The organism is Mycobacterium persicum (assembly GCF_002086915.1).
Classification (GTDB): Bacteria; Actinomycetota; Actinomycetes; order Mycobacteriales; family Mycobacteriaceae; genus Mycobacterium; species Mycobacterium persicum.
Window position 1 is genome coordinate 5,537,048 of record NZ_MWQA01000001.1, and the last position, 20,137, is coordinate 5,557,184.

Below are 20,137 nucleotides of genomic sequence, written 5' to 3' on the forward strand. Positions count from 1 at the left end.
GTGTGCAAAATTCTCGCCCAGGGAACGCTACCGTCAAAGCCGTCGGGGCTTACCCTTGGCTCTCGTGTCCAAACTTTCCACCGCCGCGCGGCGGCTGCTGATCGGCAGGCCGTTTCGCAGCGACCGGCTCAGCCACACGCTACTTCCGAAGCGGATCGCGTTGCCGGTGTTCGCCTCGGATGCGATGTCTTCGGTGGCCTACGCCCCCGAAGAGATCTTTCTGATGCTGTCGGTGGCCGGTCTCGCCGCATACTCCATGGCGCCGTGGATCGCACTGGCGGTGGCCGCTGTGCTGCTGGTGGTGGTATCGAGCTACCGGCAGAACGTGCACGCGTATCCATCCGGGGGCGGCGACTACGAGGTCGTCAGCACCAACCTGGGCCCCACCGCCGGTCTCGTGGTCGCTAGCGCCCTGATGGTCGATTATGTTCTCACGGTTGCCGTTTCGATCGCATCGGCGATGTCGAACATCGGTTCGGCGATCCCCTTCGTGTATGAGCACAAGGTGTTCTTCGCGGTGAGCGCCATTGTGTTGGTGACGGCGATGAACCTGCGGGGAGTCCGCGAATCCGGGCTGGCATTCGCCGTTCCGACCTATGCGTTCATCATCGGAGTCGGCGCAATGCTCTGTTGGGGGCTGTTCCGGATCTACGTGTTGGGCAACCCGCTGCGCGCCGAGTCCGCCGGATTCGTAATGCACGCTGAACACGGCAAAGTCGTCGGTGCCGCACTGGCATTTCTGGTGGCCCGCTCATTCTCCTCGGGCTGCGCGGCACTGACGGGTGTGGAGGCAATCAGCAACGGGGTCCCGGCTTTCCAGAAGCCCAAGTCCCGCAACGCCGCCACGACACTGCTCATGCTGGGCACCATCGCGGTGACCTTGTTGATGGCCATGGTCCTGCTCGCCGTCGAAACCGGGGTCCAGGTCGTCGACGATCCGGAGACGCAGCTGACCGGCGCCCCGCCGGGCTATCAACAAAAAACGTTGGTTGCTCAATTGGCGCAGACCGTGTTCGGCGGCTTCCACGTGGGGTTCTTGTTGATCGCCGCGGTCACCGCGCTCATCTTGGTGTTGGCCGCCAACACCGCGTTCAACGGCTTCCCGGTGCTCGGCTCGGTGCTGGCGCAGCACAGCTACCTGCCGCGCCAGCTGCACACCCGCGGAGACCGGCTGGCGTTCTCCAACGGGATCTTGTTCCTCGCGGCAGCCGCCATCGCCGCGGTGATGGCCTTCCGCGCCGAACTCACCGCGCTGATCCAGCTCTACATCGTCGGTGTGTTCATTTCGTTCACCCTGAGCCAGATCGGGATGGTCCGGCATTGGACTCGGTTACTTCGCACCGAGACCGATCCCGCGGGCCGGCGCAAGATGATCCGCTCGCGGGTGGTCAACTCGGTTGGATTGGTGTCTACCGGCACCGTCCTGCTGATCGTCCTGGTCACGAAATTCCTTGTGGGCGCCTGGATTGCGATCGTCGCCATGGGCGCCCTGTTCATGCTCATGAAGCTGATCCGCCGCCACTATGACGCGGTCAACCGGGAATTGGCGGAACAGGCCGCAGCCCAGGACAACGAAATCGTATTGCCCAGCCGCAATCATGCCGTGGTACTGGTGTCGAAGTTGCATCTACCGACACTGCGTGCGCTGGCCTACGCGCGGGCGACCCGTCCCGACGTGCTCGAGGCCGTCACGGTCAGCGTCGACGACGCCGAAACCCGTGACCTGGTGCACAAGTGGGAGGAAAGCGATATCAGCGTGCCGCTGAAGGTCATCGCTTCGCCCTACCGTGAGGTGACCCGTCCGGTTCTGGATTACGTCAAACGGGTCAGCAAGGAATCCCCTCGGACCGTGGTGACGGTGTTCATTCCGGAGTACGTGGTGGGCCGGTGGTGGGAGCAGCTGTTGCACAACCAGAGCGCGCTGCGGCTCAAGGGCAGGTTGCTGTTCATGCCGGGGGTGATGGTGACATCGGTTCCCTGGCAACTGACTTCGTCGGAGCGGGTGAAGACGCTGCAGCCACATGTGGCTCCCGGCGATGCGCGGCGAGGCATCTTCGATTGAACTTGGCACCCGAACTGACGTTGGTCACCGGTGCGCCGGCAAACGGCGGTAGCTGTGTGGCGCGCCACGAAGGCCGGGTGGTCTTCGTCCGCTATGCCTTACCCGGCGAGCGGGTGCGGGTAAGGGTGACCGCCGAGCGTCAATCCTATTGGCACGCAGAGGTTATCGAGGTTCTCGATCCGTCCCCGGACCGGATCGAGTCGTTGTGCCCGATTGCCGGGGTGACTGGCGCCGGTTGTTGTGATCTGGCTTTTGCCGCCCCGGAAGCGGCGCGGGCGCTCAAGGCGCAGGTGGTGGCCGATCAACTGAAACGGCTCGGCGGATACAACTGGTTCGGCGCGGTCGAACCGCTCTCGGATGCCGGTCCCACCGGTTGGCGCACCCGGGTGCGACTGGAGGTGGGACCCTACTGTCGCGTCGGATTTCACCGCTACCACAGCAGCTCCTTGGTGACCGATCTGCATTGCGGGCAGCTACCCGCGAGGATGCTGGACGGCTTGAATTCGGGTCGTGCCTGGCCACCGGGCGGCCAGGTGAACGTGGTGCTCGACGACGACGGCCAGCGTCACGTGATGCTCACGGTGCGCCATGGCCGGCGGGTCGCCACCAGCGCGGTCGAGGGTGAGTCTCGCGCGGTGCAGCGGGTTGGCGGGCGAATTTGGCGGGTGCCGGTGACGGCCTTTTGGCAGGCGCATCGCGATGCGGCGGAGGTGTACAGCGGCCTGGTCGCCGATTGGGCGCAGGCTGCTCCCGGCATGACGGCGTGGGATCTGTACGGCGGTGCCGGTGTTTTCGCCGCGGTGCTGGGTGAGGCGGTGGGGGAGTCGGGACGGGTATGGACCGTCGACAGCGCGCGTGCGGCGTCGAGGACGGCCCATGCCGCGTTGGCCGATCTGCCGCAGGTAGCCGTCGTCAGCGATTCGGTGCGGCGGGTGCTCGAGGGGCAACCGCCCGGCGCCGACATCGCGGTACTCGATCCGCCGCGCACCGGGGCCGGACGCGACGTGATCAACCTGCTGGCCGCCGCGCGGGTTCCGCGCGTGGTGCATATCGGTTGTGAGGCAGCATCTTTCGCGCGCGACATCGGCCTTTACCGCAGTCATGACTACCTGGTCGAGAAGATCAGGGTGTTCGACGCGTTCCCGCTGACTCATCACGTGGAATGCGTTGCGCTGTTGACCTGCTAGGCCCATGCCGAGCGGCCGCAATCTTGATTATGCTGGCGACGGCGCTCCGGGAAGTCTGGTCGGATGTTCGTATTCGTATTGACGCGGTACGACGGAAGGACGCGCATGCGGGACCCCGAGCCGGCAGTGTCGGATGTTGTGGGCGAGGTGATCCGGGTCCGTCGGCTCACCTATACCTATCCCCGAGCGTCCGCCGCGGTGGTCCGCGGGATGAATTTCACCGTGGGCCGCGGGGAAATCTTTGGATTCCTAGGCCCCAGCGGCGCGGGTAAGTCGACGACGCAGCGGATTCTCATCGGCCTGCTGCGCGGGCACGGCGGTGAGGTCGCGGTCTGGGGAAAGGACCCGGCAGCCTGGGGATCTGACTATTACGAACGCATCGGCGTGTCGTTCGAGCTGCCCAACCATTATCAGAAGCTCACCGGACTGGAGAATTTGCGGTTTTTCGCTTCGTTGTATGCACAGCCCACCCTGGACCCCATGCAGCTGCTGGATGCCGTCGGTCTGGCCGACCACGCCCATATCCGGGCCGGCAAGTATTCCAAGGGCATGCAGATGCGCCTGACGTTCGCCAGGGCGTTGATCAACGACCCCGAATTGCTCTTTCTCGACGAACCGACCGCCGGCCTGGACCCGGTAAACGCCCGCACCGTCAAGCACCTGATCATGGATCTGAAAGCACGTGGCCGCACGGTGTTTCTCACCACGCACGACATGGCGACGGCTGACGAGTTGTGTGATCGGGTGGCCTTCGTGGTCGACGGGAGGATCGTCGTGTTGGACCGCCCCGCCGAGCTGAAGATCGCCCGGAGCCGGCGCCTGGTCAAGGTCGAGTATCGACGCGACGGCGGCGGCCTGCGCGCTGCCGAGTTTCCGCTCGACACCCTGGCCGACGACCCAGCGTTTTACGCGGTGCTGCGTGACCACCACGTGGAGACCATCCACAGCAGGGAAGCCAGCCTCGACGACGTCTTCGTCGAAGTCACCGGCCGGCGGTTGTTGTGATGCGGCTGGCACAGGCGTTGCGGCTGGAGGTGACGCTGCAGACCCGGCAACGGTTTCTGCACGCGGCGATATTTTCGGGGTTGATCTGGCTAGCGGTGCTGCTGCCGATGTCAGAGCATCTGCGTGCGGTCGCCGAGCCCTATGTGCTCGCCGGCGACATCACCATCATCGGGTTCTTTTTCATCGCCGGCACCGTCTTCTTCGAGAAACAGGAACGCACGCTGAGCGCGGTTGTCGCCAGCCCGCTGCGGTTCAGCGAGTATCTGGCTGCCAAACTTATTGTCCTGCTGATGATCTCGCTTGGGGTGGCGGTAGTGGTAGCCACTATCGTGCACGGGTTCTCGTATCATCCGGCGCCGATGATCGTCGGGGTGGGGCTGGGGACGTTGCTGATGCTGCTGGTAGGTTTCGTCAGCTCGTTGCCGTTTGCCTCGATCAGCGACTGGTTTCTGGTGGCGACCATCCCGCTGGCGGTGATGAACCTGCCCGTTCTGTACTACTCGGGTGTCTGGCCAAACCCGGTGTTGTATCTGCTGCCTACCCAGGGACCGCTGCTGTTGCTGGGTGCGGCCTTCGATCAGCTTCGGCTGGCGCCCTGGCAGATCGGGTACGCGGTGGTGTACCCGGCGGCCTGCGTGGCTGCGTTGTATTGGGCGGCCGATGCGATGTTCGGCCGCTACGTCGTCGCAACGGCCGGCGGATGGTAACGGCGCGGTCCCAGGCAGCACGGGCGCTGGTAGCGTTCGGGCGCAACGACCTTCGTGGTACTTACCGCGATCCGTTGCTGGTGATGATCGTCGTCGCTCCGGTCATCTGGACTAGCGCTGTCGCGCTGCTGACTCCGCGAGTTACCGCTATGTTGGCCAACCGCAACGGCTTCGACTTGGTCCCCTACTACCCGCTGATCTTGACCGGCTTCCTGCTGCTGACGAGCATCATCATCGTGGGCGGCCTGGCGGCGTTCCTGGTCCTGGACGAGCTCGACGCCGGCACCCTGACCGCGCTGCGGGTGACCCCGGTCCCACTGTGGGCCTTCCTCGCCTATCGCGCAGCGACCGTCATGGTGCTAACCACCGGCTATGTCATCGTCACGCTGTCGTTCAGTGGCATACTCGAGCCCGGCTTGGTGCCGTCGCTGATCCCGATCGGACTGCTGGCCGGGCTCTCGGCGGTCGTGACCTTGCTGCTGATTCTGAGCTTGGCGCACAACAAGATTCAGGGTCTGGCCGCGGTTCGTGGACTGGGTATGCTGATCGCGGGTTTGCCCTGTCTGGCTTGGTTTGTCCACTCGTATTGGAATATCGCGTTCGGAGTCTTGCCGCCGTACTGGGCCGCCAAGGCGTTTTGGGTGGCATGTGACCACGGCATCTGGTGGCCGTATCTCGTTGCGGGTGCTGGCTATAACGTGGTCATCGCCTGGGTGCTGTTTTGGCGCTTCTATGCAAAATGCATCAGCTTTGGCTAGTGGAAGTCCAGCAGTCCGGTCGTCACCTCGCTGGGGAGTTGGTCGTCGGCCTCATGACATGTCCTCGCCCGCGAACACGGCTTACCGATCGAGGAGGCGTTGCTTCTGCCGGGCGAATTCCTCATCGGTGAGGATTCCGGAATCCCGCAGGCCGGCCAGCTCGCGCAGTTCGGCAGCGATGCCGGTTATCGGGCTTTCGGTTGCCCGGTAGCTGGGTTCCGCGGGCTCATCAGCACTCAACACCCCCCGATCACGGCGGCGCAAACCGGCAGTCCTGCCGAGAGCCCGGCCGGCCATACCGGCCAGCGCCATGTCACTGAGCGGGCCTGCCGAGCTGCCTGCCGCCACGTTGCTGGCAAGCCCGGCGGTGCTGGCCGGTAGCGCCAGGGCAACGGGCCGGTATGCCGGGGCTGCCGTGGCCCATCCAGGCGGCACGGACAACGCGCCGACCGGGACGGCCTGACCCACACTCGCCGCGGTCGGCATGCCCAAGCCCGGAAATGCGCCCTTTGTCTCGATCTCTGCTGCCTGCAAGGCGATTCCTATGCCAGCGGAATCAATACCGAACGAGCCGGCCGAATCAATACCGAACGAGCCGGCCGAATTGATGATGAACGCACCGAAAAGATCTACCCCCAAACCGATCAGCGCTACGGTCAAAGCCGGGTCGGCGGTTGCGGCCGGTGCCGCCAAGGAAGACATCGCACCCACTGCCGGAATCGACGTCGCACTGAGCAGTGTCTGCTGCAACCCGGCCGTCGACGCCGCAGGCGATGCGAGGCTCAGCAGCGCTTGCGGCACGGCTGAGATAGGCACGGCGGTCGTTTGGGTGGTGGCGCCGGTAGCCGTGGCATCGGCTACCGCGGCAGCTTGACCGGCCACTCCTCCGGGGTCGGTGGCCGGGGCTGGCGGGGTGAAGGGCGTCAACGCCGTGGCGGCGGCCGAGCTGCTGGCATAGCCGTACATGGCGGCGGCATCCTGGGCCCACATTTGGGCGTAATCGGCTTCCGTAGCGGCGATCGCCGGAGTGTTTTGGCCGAGAAGGTTTGTCGCCATCAGCACGGCCAGGTGGGCGCGGTTTGCGGCGATCACGGCGGGCGGGACCGTCGTCGCGAACGCCTCCTCGTAGGCGGTAGCGGCGGCCATGGCTTGGCCGGCGGTTTGCTCCGCTCGGCCGGCGGTAGGCTGCGGCCGCGCTGGCGACCTCGGCGACTCATGAGCTCGGTGCGACTGCCGCGGCGCGAGCGCACCGACTTGGTTGCGGTTGATCGGTCCGTCTGGCGCGAACAGCGACGCCACAAAAGTCCATACGGCAGAACCATTCTCATTTGGCGGCAGACCATCGCTGGTGGGGACAAGACAGTACCGCTGCCTACGCGGGCCCATGTGAACAGTGGTCGTCGGTGAGGATCGACACCACTCCCTTGGTCTCGAAAAGGGCCAACTGAATGACATCAGTTGTGTCGTGACCATGTTCACGCAGGATCGGGTCCAGGTCGTCGCGGGTGAGCCTGCAACGTCTTAAGTTGCGTTGATCAACGTGACCACAGCGGATCAGCACCCGCACCGGCGGGTCAACGAGGCGACGTACCCAAAGGATGAAACGCACCTGCCGACGCCGCGTTCCGAGCGGCCATGTCAGACCCGATGGCCGGCAAATCGCCCGCCGCTGTTGCCAGACTCTCCGGTTGCGTGCTGACAAAGGACATTTCAGACTCCATTCGGATCGCATCAACAGATCTCGACGGTGATTTCGGCGGTGTTATCTATGGCCCGGCGCGTCATGGTCGATGGCCTTCGGTGTAACGGCGCGCCAGCGCAACGATTTCGCGTTCGAATCCGGTCAGGATCACGCTCTCGGGATCTTGGTTCCCTGCGGACCCGGCGGTGAAATCCGGGGCGGCGGCATCGCCGGCCCGCTCCGCCGGCAGCCCCAAGGTGGCAGCGATTGCGGAGCGGTAATCGTTGCGGCCGCCCGACTTGTCGCCGCGCGCTGCTGCAGCCAGGCTGCCCCCGGCGGCACCGCCGAGGCCGGCGCCGGCCATGCCCGCGATCGGAAGAGCCGGGCCACCGGGCAGGTCGGGTACCCATGCGGCCGGGGCGGCGCTGAGTCCGGCGTCCCGCAACGCCGCCGCGAGCAGTCTGACCGGCGCTGCCGTGGTCCAACTAGGCGGCACCGATAGCGCGCCAACGACTTTCGCCCGCCCCATGCCCGCCGCGCTATTGCTGGCCGCCGAGCCTCCCGACACCAGCCTGCTTTCCGAAGCTGACGTTGACCCGGGAGGCGGTTGGGACTGTTGACGCTGTTGCTGCTCCTTTTGCTGGACGCTCTGTGACGTGAGTCCGATATTGGTTGACACGAAACCGACATTTGTTAGCACGACCGGGATCGCGGTCGCCGTCAGCGCTGCAGCGGTTCCCGAGACAGCGATGGAAACCGCGGTCTCCAGCATTTTCAGCATCGACAACGGTGACGGTGAACTGGGCGCAGGCGCCGTCGGCGAAGCAAGTCCCTGTAACGCCGCAGGCATGCTGGAGAGCAGCTGGGGGTGGCTGCCCGCAGCCATGCTCGCCGCATGGGTAACCCCGCCGGCCTGGCCCGCGAGGCCGGCTGGGTTGGTGGTCGGCGGGGGCGCAGTAAACGGCGTCACCTTCGCCGCCGTTGCCGACGAGCCGGCGTAGCCGTACATCGCGGTCGCGTCCTGGGCCCACATCTCGCCGTATTGGGCTTCGGTGGCTGCGATCGCGGCAGTGTTCTGGCCGAAAAAGTTGGTCGCCACCAGCGTGGCCAGCTGTGCCCGGTTGGCGGCGATCACCGGCGGCGGCACCGTCAGCATGAACGCCGTCTCGTAGGCCGCCGCCGCGGCCCTGGCCTGAGCGGCGGTTTGTTCGGCTTGCGCCGAAGTGGCGGACAGCCATGCGATATATGGTTCGACCGCGCCCAACACCGCGGCCGATGCCGACCCCTGCCACCCCTGGCTCGTCAGCGCTGAGATCACCGCTTGGTAGACAGTGCTCATCGAGCGCAGTTCGGCGGCGAGCGTGTCCCAGGACGTGGCCGCGGCCACCATCGGTCCCGATCCGGGGCCGGCATACATGCGGCTGGAATTGACCTCGGGAGGCAACGACCCAAAATCCATTTTTGCAACCTCCGGTTAGCGAATGGGCTGCGATTCGGTTCGGCGTGTGCGGGCAAGCGTCGTTCCCGCTAAGTGATGTGAAACAACCCGCACATAGCCGAAACAGCTTCTGGCCCAGGGCGTTTAAGTCATCACGATGTTTTGCGTCCAGCTTGGCGCCGCAGCGGCGTGAGTCTGGCCAGCCCGTCGGTCGGTGAGTGAACCACTATGCGGTGTGATGCCAACAGTGATAAGCGGGTCGGCAAAGCAAAGTGCTTGCGTTTGTCGACGGCGTAAAGGTCGCGGTTACGTCATGATCCGCGGTTACGCCATGGCCGGTGTTGCCGCCGCTGCAGATACCCTTCAACGTTGCGGTTGTGTTGAACTCCAGCGCGCCACGCTGTTGACGGCGAGTACCGAGAACCGGAATAGGCCGCTATCGCCCGCCGTACCTTCTCTGCCATCTCGCACACTATCGGCCCCCATGCCCTATCGCTCGGCACCGCGTGCAACCAGGGCAGCCGTGCTGCCCTTGCACGCTTAGGGTGAGTGAGATACCCGCTGACCGGCACACTAAACCCGGTCAATGTCCAGATACCGAATCAGTGGAGCACGCATTCAGACGCGGCGCATCGGTCGAACCGGACAGCGCGGCCGAGAAGCAACTCGTGTCAAACAAGAAGATCGCAAACCGCACCGGTAGTCGTCATTGCGCTGCCGAGGCTCGATCCCGCGCCGAGACTGCGATGAGCGTGCGCGCCAAGGCACTTGGCGCGCCGTGGGCGCGGTCTCGACGCCATCAGTACAGTCTCGGCGGGCGCTCACTGGCCCCCGGCTAACCCAGCACGAAGTAACGCAGCCACAAGTAGATTGCCGACAACGCGATCGAAACCGCAGTGACCACAACGCCTTTGCGGGTGAATTCCCAGAACGAGATGGGAGTGCCTGCGCGCCGGGCGATTCCGAGCATGACGACGTTGGCGCTGGCTCCCACCGCGGTCAGGTTGCCGCCGAGGTCGGCGCCCAGCGCCAGCGCCCACCACAGCGTGTTGGGGTGGACGTGACCCGGCATGGCTGCGACCAACTCCGTGACGATCGGGGTCATCGTGGCCACATACGGGATGTTGTCGATGATGCCCGACACCGGCGCTGAGGCGCCCAGGATCAAAAACACCGTGAGTGTTTCGTTGCCGCCGGTCAATTCGGTCGCGGCCCGCGCCATCTTGTCGACGACGCCCGTTTTCACCAAAGCGCCGACCATGACGAACAACCCCGCGAAGAACAACAGGGTGTCCCACTCGACGCTGGACAGATAGTCTGAGCGTCCCAGTCCCGAGATCACGACGAGGACGCCGGCGCCCAGCAACGCCACCACCGACGGCTGGATGTGCAGCACCGGATGGGCGACGAACGCCGCGAAGACCAGCAGCAGCACCGCGCCGCACTTGATCAGCAATCTGGTATCGCGGATGGCTTCCCGTTCGTCCAGCGACATGACGTCGGCGACGCGGTCGGCAGCGACCGCGATGGAGCCGAACAGCACGGGCAGCAGGGCGACGAAGACGACGAGCACGATCAGCACGATCGGCGCCATGTGGATCAGGAAGTCGTTGAACGTCAACCCCGCTCGGCTGGCGATGATGATGTTGGGTGGATCGCCCACCAGCGTCGCCGCGCCGCCGATGTTGGCTGCGAAGACCTCGGCCATCAGGAACGGCGACGCGTTGATCGCCAGCCGGTCACATACCAGCAGCGTGACCGGCGCGATCAACAACACCGTGGTGACGTTGTCCAGCATGGCCGAGCCGACCGCCATGACCAGCACCAGCAGGATCATGATCCGGCGCGGGGAACCTTTCGCGCGTTTGACCGCCCAGATGGCCACGTACTCGAAGACACCGGTCTGGCGCAGCACACCGACGATGATCATCATGCCGAGCAGCAGAAAGATGACGTCCCAATCGATCCCGGTCTCCGACGAATAGAACGCGTCGTGCGAGCCGACGACTCGAACCGCGAGCATGACCCCGGCCCCCGCCAGCGCCACCAGGGTCTTGCTGACCCGGTCGCTGGCGATCAGCGCGTAGGCGACCACGAATATCGCGATGGCGATGACGCTCATCGGCTGTCCTTCATCGTTTCCGCTCCGATTCGGTCATCCCAATACGAAGTAGCGCACCCAGAGGTATAGCGCTGCCAGCGCCAGCGACATGGTCGTCACCACAATGCCTTTGCGGGTGAACTCCCAGAACGAGATGGGATTATCCGCCCTCTTGGCGATGCCCAGGATGACGACGTTGGCGCTGGCGCCGATGGCGGTGAGGTTGCCGCCGAAGTCGGTGCCCAGCGCCAAGGCCCACCACAGCACGTCCGGGTTTCCCCGGTCGATGAGCACCGGTGTCAGCTCGGCGACGATCGGGGTCATGGTCGCGGCATAGGGAACGTTGTTGACGACCCCGCTGATCAGCAACGAAGCGGCCAGGATCACCATCGTGGCCAACAACGCGTTGCCGCCGGTCGCGGTGACCGCCAACTCCGCCAGTTGCTTGACGACACCCGTCTTCACCAGAGCGCCGACCATGATGAACAGGCCGGCGAAGAACAACAGCGTGTCCCATTCGACGCTGGACAGATAATCGGACTGCTCCAGCCGGGAGACGACGACCAGGATCCCGGCGCCGACCAGCGCCACCATGGACGGCTTCATATGCAGTGGTTCGTTGGCGATGAACGCCGCGAACACCGCGACCAGGACGACACCACACTTGATCAGTAGCCCGTGATCGCGGATGGCCTCTTTTTCTTCCAGCTGCATGACATCGGCGACCCGATCCGGGTCGGCGGCGAACGCACCGGGAAACAGCCGCGGCAGCATCAGGGTGAAGACCGCGACCACGATCACGACGATCGGGGCCAAGTGGATCAGAAAGTCGTTGAAGCTCAGGCCTCCTCGGCTGGCGATCACGATGTTGGGTGGATCGCCGACCAATGTCGCGGTGCCGCCGAGGTTGGAGGCGAGCGCTTCGGCGATCAAATACGGAGCGGCGTTGATTGCCAGCCGGTCGCACACCAGCAGCGTGACGGGGGCGATCAGCAACACCGTGGTGACGTTGTCGAGTAGGGCCGAAGCGATCGCGGTGACCAGGACCAGCAGGATCATGATTCGCAGTGGCGACCCCCGGGCCCGCTTGGCCGCCCAGATCGACACGTACTCGAACACCCCGGTCTGGCGCAGCACACCGACGATGATCATCATGCCCAGCAGCAAAAAGATTACGTCCCAATCGATTCCGGTCTCGTGGGAATAGAAGACGTCCTCGGAGTTGATGACCGGCAGCGCGACCACGATTGCTGCGCCCGTCAGTGCCACCAGCGTCTTGTTGACGCGTTCGCTGGCGATCAGTGCGTAGGCAACCACAAAGACCGCGAGCGCGAACACGCTCATCGGATAGTTGCCTGTGCTGTCGCCGAATCCCGTGCGATCAACGCTGCAGCGCCGCTGCTAGGAGGCGCGATGCGGTGATCACCCCGTGCAACTTGCCGTCCTTGACCACCGCGAGCAACGGGCTGCGCAGTCGGGCCATGATCGCGGCCACCTCGATGATGGTGTCGTCGGCATTGACCGGCGGAACTTCGGCCAGGTGGTCGGGCAACACATCGCGAACCGTCTTGCCGCTCAACTTTTCGGCGCAGCGGTCGGCCATTGATTCGTTGAGCACGCCGGCCAGCGAAGGATCGTCCTGGACATAGCGGGGCACCAGGAATCGCACCACTTGGGAGGCCGGCAACACCGCGTAGGGCGTGCCCGACGGCTTGGTGACCAGCAGCCCGGGCAGGCCGTGCTCGGCCAGCAGGCGAGCCGCGTCCAGCGCGTTCGAATTGATGTCGATAACCGGAAAATCTTCGGCGATATCCTCGGCCCGCATATGGCGACGATACGTCGCTTTTCTGGTCGCGGTCAGCTCTGTTGTGGCCATGATGTTCTTTCGCGTCGTCGGACGTTGCTGGTACCACTCGACGCCGACCAGGCTTCCCGGCTCACCGGCCACTGACGTTATCAAGGTCGCGCACGAGGGCTAAATGGGCCCTTGCTGCGTACACTGGCGAGATGCTGCAACAGATCCGTGGGCCCGCCGATCTGCAGCACCTTTCCCAGGCCCAGCTACGGGAGCTGGCCCAGGAAATCCGCGAGTTCCTGATCCACAAGGTTGCCGCGACCGGGGGACACCTCGGGCCGAACCTGGGGGTCGTGGAACTGACGCTGGCGCTGCATCGGGTGTTCGATTCACCGCACGACCCGATCATCTTCGACACGGGCCACCAGGCCTACGTTCACAAGATGCTGACCGGACGTGCCCAGGATTTCGAAAGCCTGCGCACAAAGGGTGGGTTGTCGGGGTATCCGTGCCGCGCCGAAAGCGAACACGACTGGGTGGAGTCCAGCCATGCCAGCGCGGCATTGTCGTATGCCGACGGCCTGGCCAAGGCGTTCGAGTTGACCGGGCACCGCAATCGGCACGTGGTCGCGGTGGTAGGCGACGGCGCGCTCACCGGCGGTATGTGCTGGGAGGCGCTGAACAATATCGCCGGGTCGCACCGGCCGGTGATCATCGTGGTCAACGACAACGGCCGCAGCTACGCCCCGACCATCGGCGGCGTCGCCGATCATCTGGCCACGCTGCGGCTGCAGCCGGCCTACGAGCAGATGCTGGAGAAGGGCCGTGACGTGGTGCGGGCGGTGCCGCTGGTCGGTGAGGTGTGCTACCACTTCCTGCACAGCGTCAAAGCCGGCATCAAGGATTCGCTGTCGCCGCAGCTGATGTTCACCGACCTCGGACTGAAGTACGTCGGACCCGTCGATGGGCACGACGAACGGGCGGTGGAGGTCGCGCTGCGCAAGGCGCGTGGCTTCGGCCGCCCGGTGATCGTGCATGTGGTCACCCGTAAGGGCATGGGTTATGCCCCGGCCGAAGCCGACGAGGCCGAGCAGATGCACTCCACGGTCCCGATCAACCCGGTCACCGGGCAAGCCACCAAGGCGGCCGGCCCGGGCTGGACGGCCACCTTTTCCGACGCGCTGATCAACTACGGCCGGCGACGCCGCGACATCGTTGCCATTACCGCGGCCATGCCCGGGCCGACCGGGCTGACGGCATTCGGGCAGCGCTTTCCGGATCGGTTGTTCGACGTCGGTATCGCCGAGCAGCACGCGATCACCTCGGCCGCCGGGCTGGCGATGGGCGGGATGCACCCAGTGGTCGCGATTTATTCGACGTTCCTGAACCGCGCATTCGACCAGATCATGATGGACGTGGCGTTGCACAAGCTGCCGGTCACCATGGTGCTGGACCGCGCCGGCATCACCGGCTCGGATGGCCCCAGTCACAACGGCATGTGGGACTTGTCGATGCTTAACATCGTGCCCGGCATCCGGGTGGCCGCACCTCGCGACGCCACCCGGCTGCGTGAGGAACTGGGTGAGGCGCTGGACATCAGTGATGGGCCGACGGCCCTCAGGTTCCCGAAAGGCGATGTGGGCGAGGATATTTCGGCCCTGGAGCGGCGGGCCGGGGTGGACGTGCTGGCGGTGCCGGCCGACAGCCTGAACCACGATGTGCTGCTGGTGGCGGTGGGACCGCTGGCCTCGATGGCGTTGGCGGTGGCCAAGCGGCTACATACTCAGGGCATCGGGGTGACGGTGATCGACCCGCGTTGGGTGTTGCCGGTCTCCAACAGTGTTCGCGAGCTGGCGGTGCGGCACAAGCTGCTGGTCACGCTCGAGGACAACGGGGTCAACGGCGGCGTCGGCTCGGCGGTGTCGGCCGCGTTGCGGCGCGCGGAGGTCGACGTGCCATGCCGCGACGTCGGGCTGCCGCAGGAGTTCTTCGATCACGCCTCACGGGGTGAGGTGCTGGCCGATCTGGGGCTGACCGACCAGGACGTGGCCCGGCGCATCACCGGTTGGGTCGCCGCGCTGGGGAACTCAGAAACGGGCGGGTACGGCCGGACGCTCGGGCCGGCGTCTGAGATCAGCGAGCATCTCGACTAGCTGTCGTCGCTCGAGGGTTCGGCATGGGCCCGGGCCACCGCCGCGGCGAGCACCGGCACCACCAGTCGACGCTGCCACGCCCGCGCGTGGCCGGCCCGCAGGAACTCGTCGATCGCGTCGGCGGCGCCATCCCGGGGGCCGGCCCATTCCCAGCACAGCCGTCGCACCAACTCGGGTGCAACAAGGTTTTCCGTCGGTACCCGCACCCGCTGCGACAGTTCTGCCAGCGCCGCCCGCACCGCCTCCAACCGTGCGGCCGCATCGGGTTTCCGCCTGCTCCACCGCGCCGGCAGCGGCGGCCCATTGGCCGACTCGGTGACCTCCGGCGGATGCTGGTTTTCCCGGGCCGCTTCCAGCGCCGCCAGCCAGATCGCGGCATTGCGACGCTGGTTGCGCCCGCCGAACACCGGCAAAGCGACGAGGTCCTCGACCGATCTCGGGTCGGCTACGGCCGCCTCGATGATGGCCGAGTCCGGCAGGATCCGGCGCGGCGCGATGTCGCGCAACTGGGCAATTCGGTCGCGGGCCAGCCACAGCTCGCGAACCGCGGCCAAACCCCGACGGTCGCGCACCTTGTGGATACCGGAGGTGCGGCGCCAGCGGTCCGGCCGCGCCGCCGCCGGGGCCGTGCGCGATTCGTATGTCCGCAGATGCTCGAATTCCTCTGCGGCCCAACCTGTTTTGCCTTGTTCGGTCAGCACCTGCGAGATCGCTGCGCGCAATTCAATGAGCAGCTCGACGTCGAGGGCGGCATAGTTCAGCCAGGCCGGCGGCAGCGGACGCTTGGACCAGTCGGCCGCACCGTGGCCCTTGGCCAGCCCCATCCCCAGCAGCCGCTCGACCATGGTCGCCAAGTTCACCCGATCGAATCCGGCCAGCCGTCCGGCCAGTTCGGTGTCATAGAGCGCCGAGGGTCGCATGCCGACCTCGGCCAGACACGGCAGATCCTGATCGGCGGAGTGCAGAATCCACTCGTCGTCCCTGAGCACCTCGGCGACCGGTGCCAGCACGGCCGGCGGGTCGCCGCCGTGGCTGACCGGGTCGATCAGTACGGTGCCGGCGCCGGCCCGCCGGATCTGGATCAGATAGGCCCGGTTGGAGTAGCGAAAACCGGATGCCCGCTCGGCGTCCACCGCAAAAGGCCCGTGGCCGCGGTCCAAGAGCTCGGCGGCCGCCTCGATCTGGCCGACGGTCACCGAGAGGTCCGGCATCCCGTGCGCCGGCCGCAGCAGCGGCGTGGGCCCGGATGCCGTGCTGCCCGACGGTTCGGTCTCCGCGGGAGACGGGTCGGGGCACATGTCAGGCGCGTGACCGCGAGCTCAGGTCGATGACCCCGGCTGGGGGTAGGCCCGCGGCATGCTCGAGAACATCGCAGAACGCCTCGACGTGGCTGCCCACCTCGGGCGTGGTCGCCGTCCACGACGCCCGCAACTCGAGCTGGTGGGCGCGCGGCGGTCCGGAAATGTCGCCGTAGCGCACCGAGGTGGTGGCGGTGACGGTGCCGCCCAGAGCGGTCATGTGCTCGGTGCGCGACTCGAGAGCCTCCACCAGCCAGCTCCACGCCACCTCGGGCAGCAACGGATCGATGGCTTCCTGTGAGTCCAGGTCTGCCTGGATGTAGGCGACCAGGCGAATGGTGCCGTCCCAGGCGTCGGAGCCCTCCGGGTCGTAGAGCAGGATGAGCCGGCCGAACGCGTCGCCCTCGGACCGCTCGGGGACGATGTCGAGATCGGGATGTTTGACCTCTGCGCCCAGTGCGTAGCTGTAGGGCGCCAGCCGCTGCGGCGGACGGATGGGGCCGAGCTCGATCTCCGGGCGTACTGTGACAGCGTTCATAGCCGCGACCGCCTCGCGGAAGGGGGCCGGTTCGGCTGCGGTCACGAGCTTGGCTCCTGCTCGTCGCTGCGCTCCGCAATATCGTCGGCGCGGGTCACAAAATCCGACGGTAGACCTAACGTCCGACACGCGCAGACAGGCGCGCCGAATCATGCTCAGCCCCCGGAACCGGCGCCAAATCGCGCCGGGCGCTTCTCGCGGTGCGCGGCCAGTCCTTCGCGCACGTCAGGGCCACTGAAGCTGAGGAATTCCAGGCCCAGCGACGTTTCGAAGGCGGGCCCGAACATGCGGTACCAGTGATTGAGACTGTGTTTTGTCCAGCGAATCGCGTGCTGGGCGCCCTGCGCCAGATTCTCGGCAAGGCGGCTCGCGGTGGCAAGCACGTCGTCGTCGTCGACGCACGTCGAGACCAGGCCGATGCGCTCGGCTTCCGCACCGGAAAGCGGCTCACAGGTCAGCAGGTAGTACTTGGCCTTGGCCATACCCACCAGCAGCGGCCAGCAGATCGCGGCGTGGTCGCCGGCGGCCACCCCGAGCTTGGTGTGACCGTCGATGATCTTCGCCGTCCGGCCCGCCACCGAGATGTCGGCCAGCAGCGCCACTACCAGACCCGCGCCGACGGCCGGACCGCGGATCGCCGAGACCACCGGTTTGTCGAGGTTGACCAGGTTGAGCACTAGATCGCGGGCCTCGCGCATGATGCGGACCCGGTCTTCATAGGCGCCCATGGTCTGGTCGATCAGGTCGAAGCTGCCGCCGGAGGAAAATGCTTTGCCCTCGCCGCGGACCAGCACCACCCGCACGGCCGGGTCGCGGTCGATCACCGGCCAGATGTCGGCCAGGTCGCGATGCATCTGCGGCCCGACCGAATTCAGTCCGGGGGAGTCCAGAACCAGGTTCAGGACGCCGTTATCGGCGGGTTCTATTTGCAGACTTGGGGACTCGCCGTAGTCGACAGGCGGGTGGCGCACTGACATACCTGGATGTTACGCACGGGCCGATCGGCTGCCGACCAGGGTGTCTGCCTGCACGTCACCGCGCACGATCCGCTCGGCCAGCCGCGAGGCCAGCGCCATGATGGTCAGCGCCGGGTTGGCGCCGCCCTGGGTGGGGCACACCGAACCGTCGGCGATGAATAGGTTGGGCACCGCCCAGCTTCGCTGGTCGGAGTTGACGACGCTGCTCTCGGGGTCGCTGCCCATCCGGGCACCACCGATGAGGTGAGCGAAACGCTGGATGGTCAGCACGTCCTGTGCGCCGGCGGCGTGCAGGATATTGGTGATCACCTGGGTGGAGTACTCCATGTTGGCCTTGTCGTTGTCCGACAGGTTGTAGTCGAATCGGGCCACGGGCAGCCCGTATTGATCGGTCTCGTCGGCGAGGGTGACGCGGTTGTCTTCGTGTGGCAGCAGCTCGTTGAGTACACCGATCGTGGACCAGTGGTTGTAGTCACGCATGTATTCGCGCAGTGCGGCGCCCCAATGCCCGTCGGCGAGCACATGCTCGGCCCAGCCGATCGGCAGCGGCGAGACGGTCTGGATGGAAAACCCCCGGGCGAAACCGCGGTCGGGATCGGTTTCGTAGAACTGCTCCGAGGACACCTCCGGCGGCGGCGCCTTGTACATCCGCAGTTCCTCCGGCCAGCGGCCCGCGGTCTGCGAGGCGCCCTGCACCATCACGTAGCGGCCCACCTGGTCGTGGTTGTTGCACAAGCCGTTGGGGAACCGCGCACTGGTGGAATTGAGCAACAACCGCGGAGTTTCGATCGAATAGCAGGCCACCGCGACCACCTTGGCCCTCTGAAACCGCTCACGGCCCCTGACCTCGTCGAAATACGTTACCCCGCTTGCATTTCCGTTTGCGTCGAGCTCGATCCGGCTGGCCATGCAGTTCGCCCGGATCTCGAGGCCGTGGGCCAGCGCGTCGGGTAGGTGAGTGACATACGGGCTGGCCTTGGCATTGACCTTGCACCCCTGCAGGCAGTAACCGCGGTAGATGCAGTGCGGCCGGTTGCCGAAGGTGCCGTTGACGATGCCGACCGGGCCGACCCGCATCTCGATGCCGAGGCGCATCGCGCCTTCCCACAGCTTCATCGCGGCGCCCGAAACCGGATGCGGCGCATGCGGATAGCGATGCGGATCACCCCACGGCCAGTCCTGACCGGCCACCGGCAGCTCGAGTTCCAGGCGTTCGTAGTGCGGCCGCAGGTCGGCGTAGCTGATCGGCCAGTCGGCGCCGACCCGGTCGCGGGTGAAGGTCTCGAAGTCGCTGGGATGGAAGCGCGGCGTGTAGCCGGCGTAGTGCACCATCGACCCGCCGACGCCGCGCCCGGAGTTGTTCTTGCCCAGCTCGACCGGATCCGATCCGCCGATGATCCGTTTCTGTGTCCAGTACAACTCGTGGGAGCCGGTTTCGTCGGACACCCAGTCCTCGTCCGGGTGCCAGAACGGGCCGGCCTCCAAAATGACGATGCGCCAGCCGGCCCGCGCCAGCCGCTGGGCCAGCACCGAACCGCCCGCGCCGGCCCCGACGACCACCAGATCGACCTCCTCGTCGTCGGAGTAGCGGCGCATGGTGGACTCGCCGGGCAGATCACGGGAGTGCACGTCGAGCAGGAACCGCGAATCGTTGTCGCGCGGCCCGAGCGAGCCCTTGAGCAGCCCGCGCCAGAAATCACCCATTGATGTGTTCCTGTTCGACGGTCCTGACGGGGTCTTCGGAGGTGGCTCCCGGGGCTTCGAAGGGCTCACGGCTGCCCACTCCGCCCAGTCGCATGAAGCCGCGGGGATAGGCCGGGCCGCCGAAGCCGATCTCGTTCCAGGCCCACGGATGGCTGTAGAAGCCGCTCAACGTCATCCGCATCACCACCGACCAGGCCCGGGAGACGTTCAACTTCTCCCAACTGCCGCCGGATAGCTCGCCGTCGGCGAACCGCTGCACCACCGATTCGCGGGTCGCGAGGTCGGCCGCCGCGAACGACTCCGCGCCCGCGGCGCGGGCTGCCTCGTCGAGACCCGAGAGCACCAGCCGCCAGGTGTCGCGGTCGTCGGGCATGTCGGCGTATTGATAGCCGTCCAGCCGGCCATCGGCGAGCTTGGCGTCGACGAATTCGGCCACCGGTATCCGCGGCTCGGCGTCCTGAGCCAACACGGTGTCGCAGAACGCGCGCAGCGTCGACTCCTGCGACTCGTCGAAGAACCGTAACGGCCCCGGTTTCTCCAGGCGGGCCAGCACCACTTTTCGGGTGGCCTCGTCCCAGGTGTCGGCGGTCGACAGCACGTCGTAGTCGGGATAGCGGCCGATCATCTGCGGGGTGGTGCCGCGGCGCTGGCGCGGCAGCCAGGACGGATGCAGCGGCTTGCCGTCCGGTCGCAGTTTGGGCAGGTGGTGCCCGTCCGAGATGTCAGGCACGGC

Annotated in this window: 16 protein-coding genes and 2 pseudogenes; 6 read left to right on the forward strand and 12 right to left on the reverse strand. The window is 66.0% G+C overall.

The features are described 5' to 3' along the window. Positions 1–64: 64 nt before the first annotated feature. The 5 genes from B4U45_RS25180 to B4U45_RS25200 all read left to right on the forward strand — a co-directional run bounded on the left by B4U45_RS25180 (position 65) and on the right by B4U45_RS25200 (position 5,719). A complete protein-coding gene (locus tag B4U45_RS25180; RefSeq protein ID WP_063468685.1) occupies positions 65–2,062 on the forward strand; it encodes an APC family permease in 1,998 nt (665 codons plus the stop codon). Continuing rightward, a complete protein-coding gene (locus B4U45_RS25185; RefSeq protein ID WP_371687085.1) occupies positions 2,059–3,249 on the forward strand; it encodes a class I SAM-dependent RNA methyltransferase in 1,191 nt (396 codons plus the stop codon). Before B4U45_RS25180 ends, B4U45_RS25185 begins: the two co-directional genes overlap by 4 nt. Positions 3,250–3,354: 105 nt before the next feature. Then, complete coding sequence (locus tag B4U45_RS25190) at positions 3,355–4,254, forward strand: ABC transporter ATP-binding protein (protein WP_075549986.1); 900 nt, start codon at positions 3,355–3,357, stop codon at positions 4,252–4,254. Beyond that, a complete protein-coding gene (locus tag B4U45_RS25195) occupies positions 4,251–4,961 on the forward strand; it encodes a fluoroquinolone export ABC transporter permease subunit (RefSeq protein ID WP_075549987.1) in 711 nt (236 codons plus the stop codon). Before B4U45_RS25190 ends, B4U45_RS25195 begins: the two co-directional genes overlap by 4 nt. Continuing rightward, positions 4,955–5,719: a fluoroquinolone transporter permease gene (locus B4U45_RS25200; protein ID WP_075549988.1), complete on the forward strand. Its 765-nt coding sequence runs from the start codon at positions 4,955–4,957 to the stop codon at positions 5,717–5,719. Before B4U45_RS25195 ends, B4U45_RS25200 begins: the two co-directional genes overlap by 7 nt. Before the next feature lie 81 nt (positions 5,720–5,800). Here the strand turns inward: B4U45_RS25200 and B4U45_RS25205 are convergent, their stop codons facing one another. The 7 genes and pseudogenes from B4U45_RS25205 to B4U45_RS25235 form a co-directional block, all read right to left on the reverse strand. Beyond that, a complete protein-coding gene (locus B4U45_RS25205; protein WP_082275712.1) occupies positions 5,801–7,192 on the reverse strand; it encodes a PPE family protein, SVP subgroup in 1,392 nt (463 codons plus the stop codon). Then, positions 7,092–7,328, reverse strand: coding sequence for a YetF domain-containing protein (locus tag B4U45_RS25210; RefSeq protein ID WP_183154986.1), 237 nt, complete (start codon positions 7,326–7,328; stop codon positions 7,092–7,094). The genes B4U45_RS25205 and B4U45_RS25210 overlap by 101 nt, the downstream gene beginning before the upstream one ends. Before the next feature lies 1 nt (position 7,329). Continuing rightward, positions 7,330–7,428 (reverse strand): annotated as a pseudogene (locus B4U45_RS25215) (PE domain-containing protein); the annotation flags it as partial. Between the two features lie 72 nt (positions 7,429–7,500). Further along, positions 7,501–8,859 carry a PPE family protein gene (locus tag B4U45_RS25220; RefSeq protein ID WP_219859538.1) on the reverse strand — a complete coding sequence of 453 codons (1,359 nt, stop codon included), beginning with the start codon at positions 8,857–8,859 and terminating at the stop codon, positions 7,501–7,503. Positions 8,860–9,673: 814 nt separating this feature from the next. Next, complete coding sequence (locus B4U45_RS25225; protein WP_075549991.1) at positions 9,674–10,960, reverse strand: ArsB/NhaD family transporter; 1,287 nt, start codon at positions 10,958–10,960, stop codon at positions 9,674–9,676. A gap of 33 nt (positions 10,961–10,993) precedes the next feature. Continuing rightward, the gene (locus B4U45_RS25230) at positions 10,994–12,283 is read right to left on the reverse strand and encodes an ArsB/NhaD family transporter (RefSeq protein WP_075549992.1); all 1,290 of its coding nucleotides are present in this window, start codon (positions 12,281–12,283) and stop codon (positions 10,994–10,996) included. 37 nt (positions 12,284–12,320) lie between these two features. Next, positions 12,321–12,764 carry a CBS domain-containing protein gene (locus B4U45_RS25235; protein WP_075550031.1) on the reverse strand — a complete coding sequence of 148 codons (444 nt, stop codon included), beginning with the start codon at positions 12,762–12,764 and terminating at the stop codon, positions 12,321–12,323. A 182-nt stretch (positions 12,765–12,946) separates the two neighbouring features. Between B4U45_RS25235 and dxs the strand changes: the two genes are divergently transcribed. Then, complete coding sequence (gene dxs, locus B4U45_RS25240; RefSeq protein ID WP_075549993.1) at positions 12,947–14,887, forward strand: 1-deoxy-D-xylulose-5-phosphate synthase; 1,941 nt, start codon at positions 12,947–12,949, stop codon at positions 14,885–14,887. Here the strand turns inward: dxs and B4U45_RS25245 are convergent. The 5 genes and pseudogenes from B4U45_RS25245 to B4U45_RS25265 all read right to left on the reverse strand — a co-directional run bounded on the left by B4U45_RS25245 (position 14,884) and on the right by B4U45_RS25265 (position 20,134). Further along, complete coding sequence (locus tag B4U45_RS25245) at positions 14,884–16,185, reverse strand: HRDC domain-containing protein (RefSeq protein ID WP_075549994.1); 1,302 nt, start codon at positions 16,183–16,185, stop codon at positions 14,884–14,886. The genes dxs and B4U45_RS25245 overlap by 4 nt on opposite strands. A 1-nt stretch (position 16,186) precedes the next feature. After that, positions 16,187–16,821, reverse strand: a pseudogene (locus tag B4U45_RS25250) (DUF3000 domain-containing protein). Between the two features lie 57 nt (positions 16,822–16,878). Then, a complete protein-coding gene (locus B4U45_RS25255) occupies positions 16,879–17,700 on the reverse strand; it encodes an enoyl-CoA hydratase/isomerase family protein (protein ID WP_219859539.1) in 822 nt (273 codons plus the stop codon). A gap of 9 nt (positions 17,701–17,709) precedes the next feature. Beyond that, positions 17,710–19,404, reverse strand: a complete 1,695-nt coding sequence (locus tag B4U45_RS25260; RefSeq protein ID WP_122526402.1) for a GMC family oxidoreductase — start codon at positions 19,402–19,404, stop codon at positions 17,710–17,712. Continuing rightward, a complete protein-coding gene (locus B4U45_RS25265; protein ID WP_075549998.1) occupies positions 19,397–20,134 on the reverse strand; it encodes a gluconate 2-dehydrogenase subunit 3 family protein in 738 nt (245 codons plus the stop codon). Before B4U45_RS25265 ends, B4U45_RS25260 begins: the two co-directional genes overlap by 8 nt. Between the last annotated feature and the right edge of the window lie 3 nt (positions 20,135–20,137).